Source organism: Vibrio sp. V10_P2A27P122 (assembly GCF_963874335.1).
Classification (GTDB): domain Bacteria; phylum Pseudomonadota; class Gammaproteobacteria; order Enterobacterales; family Vibrionaceae; genus Vibrio; species Vibrio anguillarum.
In genome coordinates, this window is record NZ_CAWNHY010000255.1 from 13,249 (window position 1) to 29,957 (window position 16,709).

At 49.0% G+C, this 16,709-nt stretch carries 15 protein-coding genes; 7 read left to right on the forward strand and 8 right to left on the reverse strand.

The genetic code is table 11. The annotated features are described in order from the left end of the window. Positions 1–91: 91 nt before the first annotated feature. A complete protein-coding gene (gene recG / locus AACQ17_RS12325; RefSeq protein ID WP_094147642.1) occupies positions 92–2,170 on the forward strand; it encodes an ATP-dependent DNA helicase RecG in 2,079 nt (692 codons plus the stop codon). Between the two features lie 218 nt (positions 2,171–2,388). After that, positions 2,389–3,783 carry a uracil-xanthine permease family protein gene (locus AACQ17_RS12330; protein ID WP_047688004.1) on the forward strand — a complete coding sequence of 465 codons (1,395 nt, stop codon included), beginning with the start codon at positions 2,389–2,391 and terminating at the stop codon, positions 3,781–3,783. Between the two features lie 103 nt (positions 3,784–3,886). Here AACQ17_RS12330 and envZ read toward each other — a convergent pair whose 3' ends face one another. From envZ to AACQ17_RS12345, 3 genes are all read right to left on the reverse strand, one after another. Then, the gene (gene envZ / locus AACQ17_RS12335; RefSeq protein WP_094147643.1) at positions 3,887–5,191 is read right to left on the reverse strand and encodes a two-component system sensor histidine kinase EnvZ; all 1,305 of its coding nucleotides are present in this window, start codon (positions 5,189–5,191) and stop codon (positions 3,887–3,889) included. A gap of 80 nt (positions 5,192–5,271) precedes the next feature. After that, positions 5,272–5,991 (reverse strand): osmolarity response regulator transcription factor OmpR, encoded by a 720-nt coding sequence (ompR, locus tag AACQ17_RS12340; RefSeq protein ID WP_010319303.1) that lies wholly within the window; start codon positions 5,989–5,991, stop codon positions 5,272–5,274. A 151-nt stretch (positions 5,992–6,142) separates the two neighbouring features. Next, the gene (locus AACQ17_RS12345) at positions 6,143–7,129 is read right to left on the reverse strand and encodes a DUF3187 family protein (protein WP_094147644.1); all 987 of its coding nucleotides are present in this window, start codon (positions 7,127–7,129) and stop codon (positions 6,143–6,145) included. Between the two features lie 282 nt (positions 7,130–7,411). Here AACQ17_RS12345 and nfsB point away from each other — a divergent pair, with 282 nt between their 5' ends. Further along, positions 7,412–8,065: an oxygen-insensitive NAD(P)H nitroreductase gene (gene nfsB / locus AACQ17_RS12350; protein WP_088731492.1), complete on the forward strand. Its 654-nt coding sequence runs from the start codon at positions 7,412–7,414 to the stop codon at positions 8,063–8,065. Between the two features lie 3 nt (positions 8,066–8,068). Continuing rightward, positions 8,069–8,359, forward strand: a complete 291-nt coding sequence (locus AACQ17_RS12355) for a putative quinol monooxygenase (RefSeq protein WP_013855414.1) — start codon at positions 8,069–8,071, stop codon at positions 8,357–8,359. Between the two features lie 7 nt (positions 8,360–8,366). On the opposite strand, the gene AACQ17_RS12360 is transcribed toward AACQ17_RS12355, so the two are convergent. Together AACQ17_RS12360 and AACQ17_RS12365 are read right to left on the reverse strand one after the other, a co-directional pair. Continuing rightward, entirely contained in the window at positions 8,367–9,299 is a 933-nt protein-coding gene (locus AACQ17_RS12360; protein ID WP_013855415.1) for a LysR family transcriptional regulator, read from the reverse strand. Then, a complete protein-coding gene (locus tag AACQ17_RS12365; RefSeq protein ID WP_170935140.1) occupies positions 9,283–10,047 on the reverse strand; it encodes a tRNA (adenine(22)-N(1))-methyltransferase in 765 nt (254 codons plus the stop codon). The genes AACQ17_RS12360 and AACQ17_RS12365 overlap by 17 nt, the downstream gene beginning before the upstream one ends. Before the next feature lie 181 nt (positions 10,048–10,228). Here AACQ17_RS12365 and AACQ17_RS12370 point away from each other — a divergent pair, with 181 nt between their 5' ends. Together AACQ17_RS12370 and AACQ17_RS12375 are read left to right on the forward strand one after the other, a co-directional pair. Further along, positions 10,229–10,579, forward strand: a complete 351-nt coding sequence (locus AACQ17_RS12370; RefSeq protein WP_017048724.1) for a GlpM family protein — start codon at positions 10,229–10,231, stop codon at positions 10,577–10,579. A 118-nt stretch (positions 10,580–10,697) separates the two neighbouring features. Then, positions 10,698–11,738 (forward strand): AbrB family transcriptional regulator, encoded by a 1,041-nt coding sequence (locus tag AACQ17_RS12375; RefSeq protein ID WP_094147646.1) that lies wholly within the window; start codon positions 10,698–10,700, stop codon positions 11,736–11,738. Positions 11,739–11,789: 51 nt separating this feature from the next. Here the strand turns inward: AACQ17_RS12375 and greB are convergent, their stop codons facing one another. Beyond that, complete coding sequence (gene greB, locus AACQ17_RS12380; protein WP_010319306.1) at positions 11,790–12,272, reverse strand: transcription elongation factor GreB; 483 nt, start codon at positions 12,270–12,272, stop codon at positions 11,790–11,792. Between the two features lie 343 nt (positions 12,273–12,615). Between greB and AACQ17_RS12385 the strand changes: the two genes are divergently transcribed. After that, the gene (locus AACQ17_RS12385) at positions 12,616–14,946 is read left to right on the forward strand and encodes a Tex family protein (RefSeq protein WP_094147647.1); all 2,331 of its coding nucleotides are present in this window, start codon (positions 12,616–12,618) and stop codon (positions 14,944–14,946) included. Positions 14,947–15,095: 149 nt separating this feature from the next. Here the strand turns inward: AACQ17_RS12385 and AACQ17_RS12390 are convergent, their stop codons facing one another. Next, complete coding sequence (locus tag AACQ17_RS12390) at positions 15,096–15,566, reverse strand: hypothetical protein (protein ID WP_026027513.1); 471 nt, start codon at positions 15,564–15,566, stop codon at positions 15,096–15,098. A 267-nt stretch (positions 15,567–15,833) separates the two neighbouring features. After that, on the reverse strand, positions 15,834–16,598 hold the full coding sequence (gene bioH / locus AACQ17_RS12395; RefSeq protein WP_094147561.1) for a pimeloyl-ACP methyl ester esterase BioH: 765 nt from the start codon (positions 16,596–16,598) through the stop codon (positions 15,834–15,836). Between the last annotated feature and the right edge of the window lie 111 nt (positions 16,599–16,709).

Genomic DNA, 16,709 nt, shown 5'->3' on the forward strand with positions numbered 1-16,709 from the left:
CCGCTTATCGACCATTACATGATTTTATGCTGTACAAAAAAACAGTTCGATGGTTGAATAATACATAACGATACTGTTAATGAGCCCTGTTATGTCACAGCTACTGTCCGCGATTCCTCTCACCTCACTCTCTGGCGTGGGCGCTAAAGTGGCTGAAAAACTGGAAAAGGTTGGCTTAATCAGTGTGCAAGATCTGCTGTTCCATCTCCCTTTACGTTATGAAGACCGAACACGGATCTACCCTATCGCTAAATTGCATCCCGGGCTTTGGGCCGCTGTGCAAGGTAAAGTCATGGCGGTGGATACGGTTTTTGGCAAACGCAAAATGCTCACAGTAAAAATAAGCGATGGTAACGGCACCATTACGCTGCGTTTTTTTAACTTTACGGCTGGGATGAAAAACAATTTTGCTGAAGGTAAGTTAGTGCACGCTTACGGTGAAATTAAGCGTGGTGGATTCGGCCTTGAAATTGTTCATCCTGATTATAAATTTTATGCTCCTCAGCAACAGCCAGATGTCGAAGCTAACTTAACACCCGTTTACCCAACAACCGATGGCCTGCGCCAACTCACGCTACGCACACTCACTGATCAAGCATTAAGTTTACTCGACAAAGCCGCCGTACAAGAATTGCTACCTGCCGGGTTGTATGATCACCAAATTACGCTCTCTGAAGCGCTGCACATCATTCACCGACCGCCGCCGGGCATTAACCTGCAACTGTTTGATGAGGGGAAACACCCGGCGCAGGTTCGCTTAATTATGGAAGAGCTGTTGGCGCAAAACCTCTCCATGCTGGCTGTACGCCATCAAGGCCAGCAAGATATCGCATTGCCACTGGCTGGGTCTGGCAAACTCAAACAACAACTGCTTTCACAACTGCCTTTCTCTCCCACTAAAGCACAAACACGTGTTGTAACAGAGATCGAAGCCGATCTGGCACAAGCTCACCCCATGATGCGTTTAGTACAAGGTGATGTGGGCTCAGGGAAAACCTTGGTCGCAGCATTAGCCGCCGCACGTGCTATCGAACATGGCTATCAAGTAGCATTAATGGCACCGACGGAATTGCTGGCCGAGCAGCACGCAATTAACTTTGCCAACTGGTTTGAAGCAATGGGCATCCAAGTCGGCTGGCTGGCGGGTAAATTAAAAGGCAAAGCGAAAGAAACAGAACTGGCTCGCATTGCCAGCGGTGAGGCAAAAATGATAGTGGGTACTCACGCTCTTTTCCAAGAACAAGTTGAATTTCATCACCTTGCGCTCGTCATCATTGATGAACAACACCGCTTTGGCGTCCACCAGCGTTTAGAACTGCGTGAGAAAGGGGCGAAGCAAGGCGCATATCCGCACCAGTTGATCATGACCGCAACGCCGATCCCACGAACTTTAGCGATGACCGCTTACGCTGATTTAGAAACCTCCGTTATTGATGAACTGCCACCGGGACGAACGCCCATTCAAACTGTCGCTATCCCAGATACAAAGCGTGATGATATCGTCGAGCGCGTACGTCATGCCTGTTTGAATGAAGGAAAACAGGCTTATTGGGTCTGTACTTTGATTGATGAGTCTGAGGTGCTAGAAGCGCAAGCCGCCGCCGACACAGCGCAAGAGCTACAACGCACTCTGCCCGATGTCAAAATCGGTTTGGTGCATGGACGAATGAAGCCGAGCGAAAAACAAGCGGTGATGCAAGCCTTTAAAAACAATGAACTGCACTTGCTGGTTGCCACAACGGTGATTGAGGTTGGCGTTGACGTGCCGAATGCGAGCTTGATGATCATCGAAAACCCTGAGCGTTTGGGCTTAGCACAGTTGCACCAATTACGCGGCCGCGTAGGGCGAGGCTCTGTCGCCAGCCATTGCGTATTGCTCTACCATGCACCACTATCGAAAACCGCGCAAAAACGCTTGGGTGTACTGCGTGAGAGCAATGACGGTTTCGTAATTGCTCAGCGAGACTTAGAAATTCGCGGTCCGGGGGAGCTGCTTGGTACCAAACAGACTGGCCTCGCGGATTTCAAAATTGCGGATTTAGTCCGTGACCAAGGTTTAATTCCTGAAGTACAGCGCATTGCTCGCTACTTACACGACCATTATCCAAGCCACGCGACCGCCATTATCGATCGCTGGTTAGGAGAGAAGGACATCTACGCCAAAGCATAAGATTGTTCGTTCTGTATTCCCCTCTCCCTTACACAGCAAAGCAAACGTTTGCTTTCTTGCGTAAACCCTCTATAATTTCGCCAATTTTTTTAGTGAACTACTCACTTATCCAGTCCGAGCAGATTCTGATTAACAGCAATCACAGATGACGTGTCTGCTCCACTTAGTGCTCCCACTCAGCGAACGCTAAGACAATAACGCACCATTAGGAAAACAGTATGACTATCCACAACGCTTCGCGTAAGTCTGATTTGGTTTATCAACTCAACGATAGGCCACCGCTACCCCAAACCATTTTCGCCGCTTTACAACATTTGCTAGCCATGTTTGTTGCGGTCATCACCCCTTCGCTCATTATTTGCCAAACACTTGGTGTTTCTGCCGAACAGACCAACACCATCATCAGCATGTCGCTGTTTGCATCTGGCTTATCCTCCTTTATCCAGATCCGTACCATTGGCCCGATTGGCTCCGGTTTACTTTCTATCCAAGGCACCAGTTTTAACTTTCTTGGGCCAATTATTGGCGCAGGCTTGTCATTAAAAGCAGGTGGTGCAGATATAAGCACTATGATGGCGGCGATCTTTGGCACCATTTTAGTCGCCTCTTTTGCTGAAATCCTATTATCACGAGTGCTGCAATACGCGCGCCGCGTGATCACGCCGCTGGTGTCGGGCATTGTGGTTACCCTGATAGGCTTAACACTGGTACAAGTTGGTTTAGTTTCTATGGGTGGCGGCTATGCTGCGCTCAGCGATGGCACTTTTGGCAGCTTAGACAAACTGGCGCTGGCGGGAACCGTGCTTGGACTTATCGTGCTGCTCAACCGCTCAAGTAACCCATACATTCGCGTAGCATCGATTGTGATTGCGATGTTCGTCGGTTATATCATGGCCTACTTGATGGGGATGGTGAACACTGATTCACTGAGTGAAACGGCCCTGATTGCACTACCAATACCTATGCAGTTTGGTTTGGGTTTTGATTGGTCACTCTTTATCCCTCTGGTACTGATTTTCTTGATCACCGCATTGGAAGCGATTGGTGATATCACCGCCACTTCTGAAGTGTCGGGCGAGCCTGTCAAAGGGCCGATTTACATGAAGCGTATTAAAGGTGGTGTGCTGGCTGATGGTTTGAACTCCGCGCTGGCGGCGGTTTTTAACAGTTTTCCCAACTCGACCTTTAGCCAAAACAATGGCGTAATTATGCTCACCGGGGTTGCCAGCCGTTATGTGGGTTACTTTATTTCCGCCATGTTGGTGTTGCTCGGCCTGTTCCCAGGCGTGGCAAGCTTTGTACAATTGATTCCTGAACCGGTACTTGGCGGTGCAACCATCGTAATGTTCGGCACCATTGCAGCCGCAGGTGTGCGTATTATTTCCCGTGTGGATCTCGACCGCCGCGCGATTTTAATCATGGCGCTGTCGTTTTCGATGGGGTTAGGCATTGCGCAAAAGCCAGAGATTCTGCAATTTATGCCCGAGTTCATTAAGAGCATTTTTTCATCCGGCGTAGCGGCTGGCGGTATCACCGCCATTTTGCTCAACTTGCTACTGCCAGAAAAATTGCCACGCGAAGAAGAAGAACTCGAAGAGCTCAAAACCAACTGATTGCATGGATGGGCCCAAAAACTTCGGTCAGCAGCCGAAAAGACATAAACCGCAAACACAATGGGCTCAACTGAGCCCATTGTGTTATTTAGTGAATAAGCCCCTATTTGGTCGGGAAGCTCAGTTGCGCTTTGAGTCCACCTTCACTGCGGTTACTCACCACAACGCTGCCATGATGCTGGCTAACAATCCGTTTCACTATCGCCAAACCAAGTCCTGTGCCTTCACTGCCGCGCGCGGTATCACCACGCGTAAAAGGTTCAAACACTTTACTCACTTGGCTAGGATCAATACCCGGGCCATTATCCTCCACACAAACCCAAGCCATTTTGTTATCTGCGGTACTGCCCGTGCTCACCTTAACCCAACCATTACCATAACGAATGGCGTTCACCACTAAGTTGCTCACCGCGCGTTTAATGGCGATCGCATTGCCAAAGGCTGGCTGCATTGGTAAATACAGCGCGACATCGATTTTGATCTCGTAGCCCCCTTCGGCAGTGGCGACATCATTGGCGATCTCATTGAGATCAACGGCGGTAAAGGTCTGTTTATTGACGGGTTTAAGGTAGTCCATAAACTGACTGATGATCTCGTTACACTCTTCCGTATCACTGATGATCCCTTCGGCGAGATAACTCTCTTCTGGAGACATCATTTCCGTGGCTAAGCGAATACGAGTCAGCGGCGTACGTAAGTCGTGGCTGATCCCCGCCATCAATAATGAGCGATCCTCTTCAAGCGCTTGGATCCCTTTCGACATTTGATTAAACGCCAACGTCACCGCGCGAATTTCAGAAGCGCCTTTGAGCGGCAATGGTGGCGGGTTCTCACCTCGGCCAACGGCTTTGGCGGCTTTTTCTAAGGCAATTAAGGGACGATTTTGCAGACGAATAAACAACCATCCTCCTAAGACGATCAGTAACGCCATCACCAAACTATTGTGAAATAGTGGCGCAAAATCCTCTTTTTGCAGCTCAGAGAGAGGGATGCGTATTAATGACCCCGGAAAAGAGTCCACTTTCATCCATAAAATATAACTCTCTTTACCCAAAATCATCCGCACATCGGTCGGCGAGCCGAGCTCATTGCTCATCTCCTCGCTCATCAAATCAATGCTGATGGCATCGTGATACTCTTGGGCCATCTCACTCTCTTCACTATGAATGGTGACGCCCAATTGTTCTAACACTCGGCGGCGCTGTAAGGCGTCCATTCCCAGCTTCGATGTATTGTTCGCCGCATCGTCCAGCATTAGGTTGATCTCATGGCCCAAAATCTTATTGAACTGCTGCAAACTGGGCATCAAAGCATAGTTAAATACGGCGTAATAAGAATACACTTGGCTGGCGATCAGCAATGAAAAGAAGAGCAAAATCGATTGAGTAAAGGAACTGCGAATGCGCATAGGAAAACCCGCTATGAACGTACTATCAAAAAGGCGACAAAAAAGCTCCTGCGGGTTAACCGACAGGAGCTGATTGAAATTTAAGACTCTTTACCATCTGGAACGAAGACGTAACCTAAGCCCCACACCGTTTGTATGTAGCGTGGTTTGCTTGGATCCACTTCAAGCATGCGACGTAAACGCGAGATTTGCACATCAATCGAGCGCTCCATTGCGGAGTATTCACGCCCTCTTGCCATATTCATCAACTTATCGCGCGACATTGGCTCACGCGCATTGGTGACTAAGGTCTTCAATACGGCAAATTCACCGGAAGTGAGCGGCATCGGCTCATCGCCACGGAACATTTCGCGGGTACCTAAATTCAGGCGAAACTCACCAAATTCAACCACCGATTCTTCAGCACTTGGCGCGCCGGGGGCTTCAATCACTTGGCGACGTAGCACGGCTTTGATTCGCGCCAGTAGTTCACGCGGGTTAAACGGTTTGGGCAGGTAATCATCCGCACCCACCTCCAAGCCAACAATACGATCCACTTCGTCGCCTTTGGCGGTCAGCATTAAAATCGGCAACATGTTATTGGCGTTACGCAAGCGGCGGCAAATAGACAAACCATCTTCACCCGGTAACATCAAATCAAGCACCATTAAGTGGAAGTTTTCACGAGTGAGCAGGCGATCCATCTGTTCGCTATTGGCGACACTACGCACCAGAAAACCTTGCTCTGACAAGTAACGCTCAAGCAATGCACGTAAACGCGCATCATCATCCACCACTAAAATTTTATAGTTTTCTTGCATCTGAGATCCCACCTAATTCTGAGCTTCAGCCAATATCAAACCGAGCGAGTAAAATGTAACACCGTTGCGGCTAAAATCATGCAAAGAATTGTTAACGTTTATGTCTTTTGTCGCGCTTCGTTGTTAGACACTAAGCGGATGACATCGTTTGTCAGTTCGGCTCTTTATCAAAGCGGCCAAAGCGATAGCGATAGCCTAAACCAAAGGCAATATCGGTGCTGTTGTTGGCATTAAACATATTTTCGACCACAGTAATTTCAATCGCTGAATGGCTCATTTGATAACGATACCCCAAAATAAACTCGGTCGATGGTTTAGAAAAGTCATCCTCCCCCGTTGAAAGGCCTTGATAGAATGAGACCTGCCCAATCAGATAATGGCGTTCTAACCACTGATATCGATAACTGGTACCCATCGACCAAGTGCTCGAATGATACTGGGTTTGGCCTGGTACATTGGTCGGGTTGCGAAAGGTGATAGCCAACAGCGTATCAAGTGCATGCTTACCTCTTCGGTAGCCATAATTAAGCTGCACCGCTTGTTCAAACTCGGATAGGTTGAATATTCCATGGTGTGGATCGTTGTAATAGAGTGAAACTCCCAATGACAAACCGTGATGAGGCTTATCCACCAGCTGGTACTGTAAATAGCTGGTCAACGCACGGCTCAATGTCTCGCCTCGGAACGCTTCCTGATCAATGCCGTACTCTGGCATTTGAATGATGAAGCGATCGTTATCGACATCCTCACGCCCATTTTGATCAATGCCAAACCAGTCATGAAAAGCAATGGTTAAGCCATCTAAATGATTATTGGCAGCAAAGTTCCAACGATAATTAAACTCAACCTGCCACTTCGAAGTGAGCTGCCATTTACCGCCCATTGCAAGCTGATTCTGGTAATAATCCAGCGTATAGTCAGGCGTGATCGCCCAAATGCTGGCGATAGTCGCGCTGGTGTAGAGCTCCACTTCTTCCTCTTGCATCGAAAAGCCGGAGCGAAGTTGTGCAGAAAGGCTATTGGTATGCAGTGGCGATTGCACATAGCTTTGCGCAGGCCCGTAGTCAATGTCCGCCCACGCCGAGGGGATGGAAAGAGAAAAGAGAATAAACCAACAAATGCACTTACACTCCGTCATGCATACTCTCCGGCCAAAGCAACCTTTTGAATATATTAGACAATCATTAACGCTTAGTGAGTGACCATATCCCTTAATGATGATCTACCGTACACATTAAGTGTATGCGCTAATTCAGAAATATCATGAGATAGTGCTAACTTTTTCCGCAAGCTAGGGCGTTTTCAAATTCGGATTATCAAATTTTTTTTGAAAATGAATTAAGCAAGAGGCGGTTTCTTGTTTGGACTCAGTCCGTTATCTTAGCGCCATCTCGAATGTTATCTTCCCTAGGAGGGAAAAATGAATATTGTTCAAGCATCGCAAGCGCGCTATTCCACCAAAGCGTTTGACACCAACCGTAAACTGACTGAACAGCAAGTCGCTGATATTAAAGAACTGGTACGCATGAGCGCCTCTAGCGTCAATTCGCAGCCTTGGCATTTTATTTTGGCGGCTAGCGAGGAAGGCAAAACGCGTATCGCCAAAGCGGCGCAAGGTCAATTTTCCTTTAACGAACGCAAAATTTTGGATGCGTCTCACGTGATGGTGTTTTGCGCCAAAACCGATATTGATGATAACTACTTATTGACGCTGCTGGAAAACGAAGAGAAAGATGGCCGCTTTGCCAATGAAGAAGCGAAAACAGGCATGCACGGCGGACGCAGCTATTTTGTTAACTTGCATCGAGAAACGCTCAATGACGCCGAACACTGGATGCAAAAACAAGTTTATTTAAATGTTGGAACACTGCTGCTCGGAGCGGCTGCGATGGGCATTGATGCTGTCCCCATTGAAGGGTTTGATGCCGAGGTGCTCAACCAAGAGTTTGGCCTGACTGAAAAAGGGTTCACCAGCTTAGTGATTGTACCGCTCGGTTACCACAGCGAAGAAGATTTTAACGCCAAGCTGCCGAAATCTCGCTGGCCAGAGCAAACCGTCTTTACTGAGTTATAAGCCATGATCCACTTATTAGCCGAAATCAAAGCCCTTCCCGACTCAATAGAGCGAGTGCAAGCCATGCTTGAAGCGCTGCTTGAACCGAGCCGCAACGAAACAGGCTGCTGCCAATATGAGCTCTATCGTGATAACTCGATTGACGGCTTATTCTTGATGCAGGAGATTTGGTGCTCAGAGGAGAGCTTGCAACAACACCAACAGAGTGCACATTTTCAGCACTTTCAACAACAGCTTAGCGAGCAAGAGGCATTGGAATACCTACAAATCCGCCCGCTAACGTTTGTTGGCTAATGCGGGATTAACTCTCACGCTGTTTGATGGCTGTCAGTACCGCTTGTCGTTGCTGGCAGCCTTTTCCACGAATAAATTCCTGAAAAGCGCGAATGGTTGGGGTGATCAAACGTCGATCTGCGCACACGATATAAATTGGCACTGGCCCACTTTCCCATTGCGGTAAAATGCGTACTAAGCGCCCATCAATAATATCCTGACTGATATCCATTAATGACTTATTGGCAATGCCTTTGCCTTTAACAGCCAATCGATGTACCACGTCACCATCGTTGCATGCGGGGTTTCCTTGCACTACCACACTCTGCGTTTCGCCCTCTCGGCTCAAAACCCACTTATTATGCAGCGTGTCGGCCAGCATATAACAAAGACAATTGTGATGTTGCAGATCGTCAGGATGGAGGATAGGTGGATGCGTTGCCAAATATTCTGGCGAGGCGCACAACACGCGCTCGTTTGATTCACACAGCGGCATCGCAACCAAATTGGAATCAGCAGGATGGCCATAACGAATCGCAATATCCATCGGGTGAGCATACATATCCGCTAAGCGATCAGAGAGATCCAGTTTAACAATGACATTCGGGTGCAAGGCAATAAATTCATCGATCCAATCCAGCAGTAAATTGCGCCCCAAATCCGAAGGGGCACTGAGGTGCAGCTTCCCCGCCAGTTGACCGCGCGCGCATGCTATCTGATCGAGCCCTTCTTGCAACGTGGCAAGGGCTGTCTGAGTTTTGGCGAGGAAAATCTCCCCCTCTTGGGTTAAGCGCATATGACGTGTCGAGCGGACAAAGAGCGGAAACTGCACCTGCTCTTCTAAGCGGCGAATGGCGGCACTGACCGCGGCCGTGGTCAGCGATACGCTGTTGGCCGCCTTAGAAAAACTGCCTTGGCGTGCGGTTTCGACAAACAAGTTCAGATCATTGAGTGCTTTCATATTCTCCGCCTATTGGGCTATTTCCATCGCTAAAATTTCCACGACAAGTGATATTAATCGGCTGATAGGCTTGCCAACACTTTTGCGCGCTAACATCACCGCCTTGCGCTTTACGCTGATAATGCTGTTGCAATTGCGTCAGATAACGCTGGGCAATCATTTTTTGCTCATCATTGGCCACTTGCCAGATCGATTCACCGACCAAACTAAGGGGGGGTAATTTTGGTTCTTTGCCTCGTACTGCAAGCGGATTAATCTGCACGTTCAGCAGCTCGTAGATACGCCGATTCTCTTCCACCAGTTGTTCCTGTTGTAATCTCGCGCCCAGTGTCATCAACTGTTCACGTAAGGTGTAGCCGTGATGCACAGGACAAAGCAGAAAATCGAACGAGCGATGCGGATAACGCTCAACCAGCGCGGCAATGAATTCACTCATTAAATCACCGCCAACCCCAGCGATGATCAGTAGATGCGAGCCAGAATGGCTATCAAGCGGCAAATCGCGCACATCCAGGCAATGTGTACGCCAGCGCGGTAACGCCGCCGTTGCAGGGAAATAGCGCGTTAAATCAAGCGTCACCTTTTCAATCAACGCTGGCACAATATCTACAAAATGCACCACACTATTTGGACAGCGCTTCAGTAACGCCGCGCCAAGCAAACCGTGATCGCAGCAGCAATCCCAAATATGATCATAGTGGCGGTTGATCTGCAGTACTAGTTGCGTGAGCCGTTTTCCTAATTTCATCTTTGCCCAACCAAGCCGCATGATACAACACGCCGCCGAATAAAAAGAGTGACGGCCATTTTACTTGGATTTGAAGAAATGTTGCAGAGAAAATAACAAACCCATCAATGAACATTTCTAGTTAACCTGTCAGTGATTTATAGTGAGCAACACTTAATCTATTCTGACAAAAGGAAATGTCATGGCAGCTCTGTTTTTCAAGTGCCTGCTTGGTGCGCTTGCCGTGTTGATCATCGCCCTGCTCTCCAAAAGCAAAAGCTTTTTTATTGCTGGTCTTGTACCGCTATTTCCTACCTTCGCTCTGATTGCGCATTACATTGTCGGCACCGAACGCACGATGGAAGACCTGCGCACCACCGCGTTGTTTGGCCTTTACTCGCTTATCCCGTATGCGGCATACCTGTTGGCAGTATACTACTTCAGTTATTGGCTACCTCTCACCAGTACACTGGTATGTGCCACTTTGGTGTGGTTGGCATTCGCTGCATTATTGTTAGTAAGCTGGACACGTTTAAACCCTGCGATGGCCTAAATCATCATCCCCCGACGGTCATATCGATACGGGAGAAAGCCAAACGCAAGCACTACAACGTGAAGTGCTAGAGGAGCGATGGCATTTACGCTGCACAATTTTATTAAGGAAAGGCATAATGTTCGAAAGAGCTTCTTTTACTCTGTTTATTCACATTGTGGTGATCGCAGCTGTTGCGGCGAGTGTGGGAAGCCTGCTCGCCATTCCGCTTTCTGAAATGTTTATTGCCGCAGCTTTGGTCATTGTGCTGCATAAAAAACGCCTCTTATCCATTCGCGTTCCTAACGGGTTATTGTTGACGGTGCAAATTGTGCTCGGCATCAGCGTTGGGGCGACCATCAGTTTAAGTCAATTGGGCGAAACCTTAAACCTACCGGTGATTATCGGTTTGGTTTGCTGCTTAAGCTTGCAGATCGCCAGCAGCTTTCTTTGGCTCCGCAAAAGAGAAGGTTGGTCACCGTTTGAATCTCTACTCGGTGCGGTACCGGGCGCGATGGCAGCGATTTTGGTGATCAGCGAATCAAGCCAGACTCCTTCAACCAAAGTGGTTTATTCGCACTCGGTGCGCTTGATGATCCTCACGTTACTGGCTCTTTTTATCTCCAATAGCACGCCCGACGCTGCCCCCGTTGAGAGCAGTTTAACGATTTACGCGTGGTTGATTTTCTTTGCGCTTGCGCTGCTTAGTCTACTGCTGGGCAAAGGCTCGACCTTGCTCGGCATTCCCGCGCCCTATATGTTGGCGGCACTGCTGGTCACGGCCAGTTTCAATAGTTTTTCGACAGGCATTGCGCTACAACTTCCAACATGGATGGTAGTATTCGCCACCGCACTGCTGGGCATTTTGATTGGCGCACGCCTTGCCGATACCACATTGCGCGAAGCCATGGCTTATTCGCGCGCGGGTGTGATGGTTACACTGATTGGTCTGCTGGTCGCCGTCGCCGTGTCTGGCTTGTTTGCGTTACTGCTGGATAAATCTTGGGTGGTATTACTTTTAGCTTGGGTCCCCGGCAGCGTAGAAGCGATGACCGCCGTCGCCCTACTGCTGGGCATGGAACCCGCGTTTGTGATGATCAACCACGCCCTACGGCTACTGCTGCTCTACTCGCTACCCGCCGTGTTGAAAAAGCCGTTAGAGACGTTGCGAAGCAAGTGAGGTGAGAAAAATGAGCGACCGAGGAATATTTTGGATAACCGAATACTCCGTTCACTGCCCTTTTTCATACTCAATCGAGTTAATAAACCACTCTTTGATACCGGTGGGCGTGGGCACTTGCACCTCGTCATCAACCTCTTTTTTCAGCAGAGCACGCGCCATCGGTGAATCGATGGAGATGTAATCTTTCGCGTCACCGTAAATCTCTTCTGGGCCCACAATGCGAAAGCGCTTTACATCACCCGCTTCATTTTCAATTTCCACCCAAGCACCGAAAAACACTTTCCCCTCTTGTTGAGGCGAATAATCAACTATCGTCACTTCCGGTAAAAATTTTCTCAAAAAACGAATTCGGCGATCAATTTGGCGAAGTAAACGCTTATTAAAGGTGTAGTCTGCGTTTTCAGAGCGATCCCCAAGGCCAGCAGCCCAAGTGACTATTTTGGTAATTTCTGGCCGTTTTTCATGCCAAAGATGGTCATGCTCTGCCTTTAATTTATTGTAGCCCTCACGGGTTATCAGTTTGGTCTTCAAGATCTTTTCCCATTACACAGCGCCGTACATTCAAGGTAGCCGCGGGTTATACATTCATCACGATGGCTTGCTACTATACTGTCATTTTCGCTCGGCACCAACTGACTGAGCTTATCTTTAGCCACCAAACTCATCTTCGGTTTTAGCGCTGCCAACGCTGAAAAATGACATCAAAATCACACGCGTTACGTGACCTCTTTGGCACAATCGGGTAGAAGGTTATCTCACTAATCTCATAACAGCGCGCCATTAGACTAGAAATAAGTCTAACGTGCCCCAATAGTTACCCTATTCAAACCACCCTGAGTGGTGGTGCTACTGAACTACAAAAGAGAAACCACGGATGAGCCAAGCTATCTGCAAATTGATCGCACAAGAGCTAAATGTGCGTCTTGAGCAAGTGACAGCGACTGTCACACTTATTGATGACGGAAACACCGTTCCTTTTATCGCCCGTTACCGTAAAGAGGTCACGGGTGGGCTAGACGACACCCAACTGCGTACCTTAGACAGCCGTTTATCCTATCTGCGCGAGCTCGATGATCGCCGCCAAACCATTCTGAAATCGATTCAAGAACAAGGCAAACTCACCGCCGAGCTAGCACAAGAGATCAACCAAGCAGACAGTAAAACTCGCCTTGAAGATCTCTATTTGCCCTACAAACCTAAGCGTCGTACTAAAGGTCAAATTGCGATTGAAGCAGGGCTTGAACCACTGGCAGACAAGCTGTGGAATGAAGCGCAAACCGACCCTGAAACCGAGGCCGCACACTATGTGAACACCGAGAAAGGGATCAGTGATATCAAAGCAGCACTGGACGGTGCACGCGCCATTATCATGGAACGCATTGCGGAAGATGCCAACCTGCTGGACAAAGTGCGCCGCCATTTGACGCGCAGTGCCGAATTGGTCTCTCGCGTGGTCGAAGGCAAAGAGCAAGCAGGGGAGAAATTTAAAGATTACTTCGCGCATAACGAAACGCTCAGTAAAGTGCCTTCACACCGCGCATTGGCCATGCTTCGCGGCCGCAATGAAGGCTTTTTAAGCTTGAGCATGAATGCCGACCCAGAGCAAGATGAGGGCGTGCGCCAATCGTATTGCGAAACGCTGATTGCACAACACTATGGCATTCACTTAAGCAGCGCCCCTGCCGATGGGTGGCGCAAACAAGTGATCAGTTGGGCGTGGCGCATTAAAGTGTCAATGCACATGGAAACCGAACTGATGGGCACAATGAAAGAGCGTGCCGAAATCGAAGCGATTGAAGTGTTTGCCACCAACTTAAAAGATTTGTTGATGGCCGCACCCGCTGGCCCACGTGCCACTCTCGGCTTGGATCCTGGTTTGCGAACGGGTTCGAAAATTGCGGTAGTGGACGCCACGGGTAAAGTACTGGCAACTGAGACGATTTATCCGCATCAACCGCATAACCAACATGACAAATCAGCGAAAATTGTTGAGCAGTTGGTACGCCAATTTAACGTCGATTTGATTGCGATTGGCAACGGTACCGCATCGCGCGAAACCGATACTTTTGTCGCTGATGTCATTAAGCGCGGCAACCTGAAAGTGCAGAAAATCATTGTTAGCGAAGCAGGGGCCTCGGTCTACTCAGCCTCTGAGTTGGCGGCCAAAGAGTTCCCCAATATGGATGTGTCGCTACGCGGCGCGGTGTCGATTGCTCGCCGCCTGCAAGACCCACTTGCCGAGCTGGTGAAAATCGATCCGAAATCGATCGGTGTGGGCCAATACCAACACGATGTCAGCCAGTCGATGCTCGCCAAACGCTTAGATGCGATTGTTGAAGACTGCGTCAACGCAGTGGGCGTGGATGTGAATACCGCCTCTGCCGCGCTGTTAACACGCGTGGCCGGCTTGTCTAACGCACTGGCGCAAAACATCGTTGATTATCGGGATGAAAATGGACGCTTCGCCTCACGCGCTACACTGAAAAAAGTCGCGCGCTTAGGGCCAAAAGCATTTGAGCAATGTGCGGGCTTCTTACGCATTATGGATGGAAAAAATCCACTCGATGCCTCTTCGGTTCACCCAGAAGCGTATCCAGTGGTGAAAGCCATCGCCGAAAAAAACAGCAAAGAGATCAAAGCACTGATCGGCAATAGTGAATTTTTGCGCAATTTACACGCCGTCGATTACACCGACGAGCATTTTGGCCTACCGACTGTCACTGACATCATCAAAGAGCTCGATAAACCGGGCCGCGATCCACGCCCTGAGTTTAAGACCGCGACCTTTGCTGACGGCGTGACTGAAATGAAAGATCTGGAAATTGGGATGATTTTGGAAGGCGTGGTATCGAATGTGGCCAACTTTGGTGCTTTTGTCGACATTGGCGTTCACCAAGATGGCTTAGTGCATATCTCTGCATTGACTGATCGTTTCATTGCCGACCCGCGTGAAGTGGTGAAAGCGGGCGATATCGTCAAAGTTAAAGTGATGGAAGTCGATGTGCAGCGAAAACGCATTGCTCTCTCGATGCGCTTAAACGATGAGCCGGGGCAAGATAACCGCAGCCAACGCTCTGGCTCTACAAGTGGCAACACGCGTTCGCATCAAAACGGTGGCCAACCGCAACGCCGTCGTGAAGAGCCACAACAAAACGCGGCAATGGGTGGAGCTTTCGCCGCCGCCTTTGCTAAAGCGAAAAAATAGCGGCGATGCGTAACTTACTGGATAAACGAATCACAGTGAAAAGCACCTAACCACGTCGCTCATATCAGAGCCGCAAAAAACACAAATCCCCACTGCGGCCAATGCCTAAGTGGGGATTTTATTTATCGCGATAAGTCGCATTCATCGACCTACAACACCGCAATCACTTCAGAAGGCGTATTGGGTGCAACCGCGTGACCATAATAGTACTTAATTACAGTTCGCCGGCGCGCCATTTTGCCTTCGGTTATCGCAGCATCAATAATGTGTTTAGGTAACCTAAACCGCATCGTATAGCTTTTACCTTGATCCTTGCTGTAGGTGGCGAGAGCGAGCAAGTCAAACAGCCTTTCGAGCTCGCTTTTCTGCTCCTCTTGATAAGAAGTCGATGTTTCGTATTCGGTGCCAACCTCATAGCTTGGGTGCTCTGAAGGGTCCCATGACGACTGTTTTCGTCTTTTATCATCCGCCTTTACCTTACGCTCAGCGTTGGTTTTAGCCAGTTCGACGGTTGGCATCACAGGGGCGCGGATCCGATTGTCACGCGCGGCCTGTTCCGTTTGCACATTAACCGATGGGGCGATAAGTGGCACACTTACGTTCGTTGGTGACACCATCATAGCCGAAACCTCCTCAGTATCGCCCGCCCCGATAGACCTGCTTTCGCTCAGCACTACTGGGTTAGACTTTATATCGACCAGATTGCTCAAACTTTTAGCAAATTTATTTTTAATTTAACATTTGTACCCAACGGCTTGACGTTTCAGGACGCTACAGATAAAGACAGCAAACGGGTGAATCCCCATGAGAGAGATCAACGATGTGATTGAGGTGAGCCAACACAGCTGTAGCTTTAAGTAGAAAGACATTGCATGGGTATCAATGCCTTAACGTGCAAAGGCGATGAGCTGCTGGCAAAAATCGTCCAGTTCAGTGATGAACGGTGCGTGGGAGGAATTGCCAAAAATGTACTGCTCGCTATTGGGCAAGGTTTTTTGCAACTCTTGCGCCACCTTAACCGGCACCAAACCATCAAGCCGACCATATAGACGAAGCATGGGAATCGAGAGTGCTGTCAACGGCTGGCGCAAATCCACCTCCGCCAACATGACCAAACCCGCTAACAATGATTGTGGGTTCGGCGCGGGCCGTGATAACACCGCTTGTTTTAGGTATTTGACATCTTGCTTTGCCTGAGGGCTGCCCATCGCTTGCAGCGCCATAAAGCGCTCAACAGTAGCCTGAAAATCGTCCATTAACTGTTCAGTAAAGGCACTGAGCACTTGAGGGAGAATGCCACGCCACGGTTTCTGTGCCGCAAATTTGGGAGAGCTCGCCACAGTGACCAATTTGCTCACATAACTTGGGTGATGCAGTGCCATATGAGTCGCCACTAACCCACCCAAAGACCAACCGACCCAAATGGCTTGTTTAGGCGCTTGCATGATTAGCGCTTGCGCGATCTCTTCTAGATCAGCGGCGTGGCTAGCAGTGCTGTGACCATAACCAGGCAAATCAACCACGTGCACACGAAAATGTCCTTTAAGCACATCGACCGCTTGCTGCCATACTGCACCATTCATCCCCCAACCGTGCACCAAGACAAGATCATCGCCCTCGCCTGAGGCTTGCCAATATAACGCTGTGGCCATGCTCACAAATTCCCCCACTAAATTCACACTTCTTCGCTGAAAAAATACCGATCATACACTCACTGACTTGAAATCACGGTCAACACAAAGACTGATTCAAGTTGCAAGAGT

Bases quoted from the DNA above. Each gene is read 5' to 3' on its own strand.
- AACQ17_RS12385 (WP_094147647.1), top strand. From the start codon at position 12,616: ATGAGCCAAGCTATCTGCAAATTGATCGCACAAGAGCTAAATGTGCGT.
- AACQ17_RS12360 (WP_013855415.1), bottom strand. From the start codon at position 9,299: ATGAAAGCACTCAATGATCTGAACTTGTTTGTCGAAACCGCACGCCAA.
- envZ (WP_094147643.1), bottom strand. From the start codon at position 5,191: ATGCGCATTCGCAGTTCCTTTACTCAATCGATTTTGCTCTTCTTTTCA.
- AACQ17_RS12390 (WP_026027513.1), bottom strand. From the start codon at position 15,566: ATGATGGTGTCACCAACGAACGTAAGTGTGCCACTTATCGCCCCATCG.
- bioH (WP_094147561.1), bottom strand. From the start codon at position 16,598: ATGGCCACAGCGTTATATTGGCAAGCCTCAGGCGAGGGCGATGATCTT.
- nfsB (WP_088731492.1), top strand. From the start codon at position 7,412: ATGAATATTGTTCAAGCATCGCAAGCGCGCTATTCCACCAAAGCGTTT.
- recG (WP_094147642.1), top strand. From the start codon at position 92: ATGTCACAGCTACTGTCCGCGATTCCTCTCACCTCACTCTCTGGCGTG.
- AACQ17_RS12330 (WP_047688004.1), top strand. From the start codon at position 2,389: ATGACTATCCACAACGCTTCGCGTAAGTCTGATTTGGTTTATCAACTC.
- AACQ17_RS12365 (WP_170935140.1), bottom strand. From the start codon at position 10,047: ATGAAATTAGGAAAACGGCTCACGCAACTAGTACTGCAGATCAACCGC.
- AACQ17_RS12370 (WP_017048724.1), top strand. From the start codon at position 10,229: ATGGCAGCTCTGTTTTTCAAGTGCCTGCTTGGTGCGCTTGCCGTGTTG.
- AACQ17_RS12355 (WP_013855414.1), top strand. From the start codon at position 8,069: ATGATCCACTTATTAGCCGAAATCAAAGCCCTTCCCGACTCAATAGAG.
- ompR (WP_010319303.1), bottom strand. From the start codon at position 5,991: ATGCAAGAAAACTATAAAATTTTAGTGGTGGATGATGATGCGCGTTTA.
- AACQ17_RS12345 (WP_094147644.1), bottom strand. From the start codon at position 7,129: ATGACGGAGTGTAAGTGCATTTGTTGGTTTATTCTCTTTTCTCTTTCC.
- AACQ17_RS12375 (WP_094147646.1), top strand. From the start codon at position 10,698: ATGTTCGAAAGAGCTTCTTTTACTCTGTTTATTCACATTGTGGTGATC.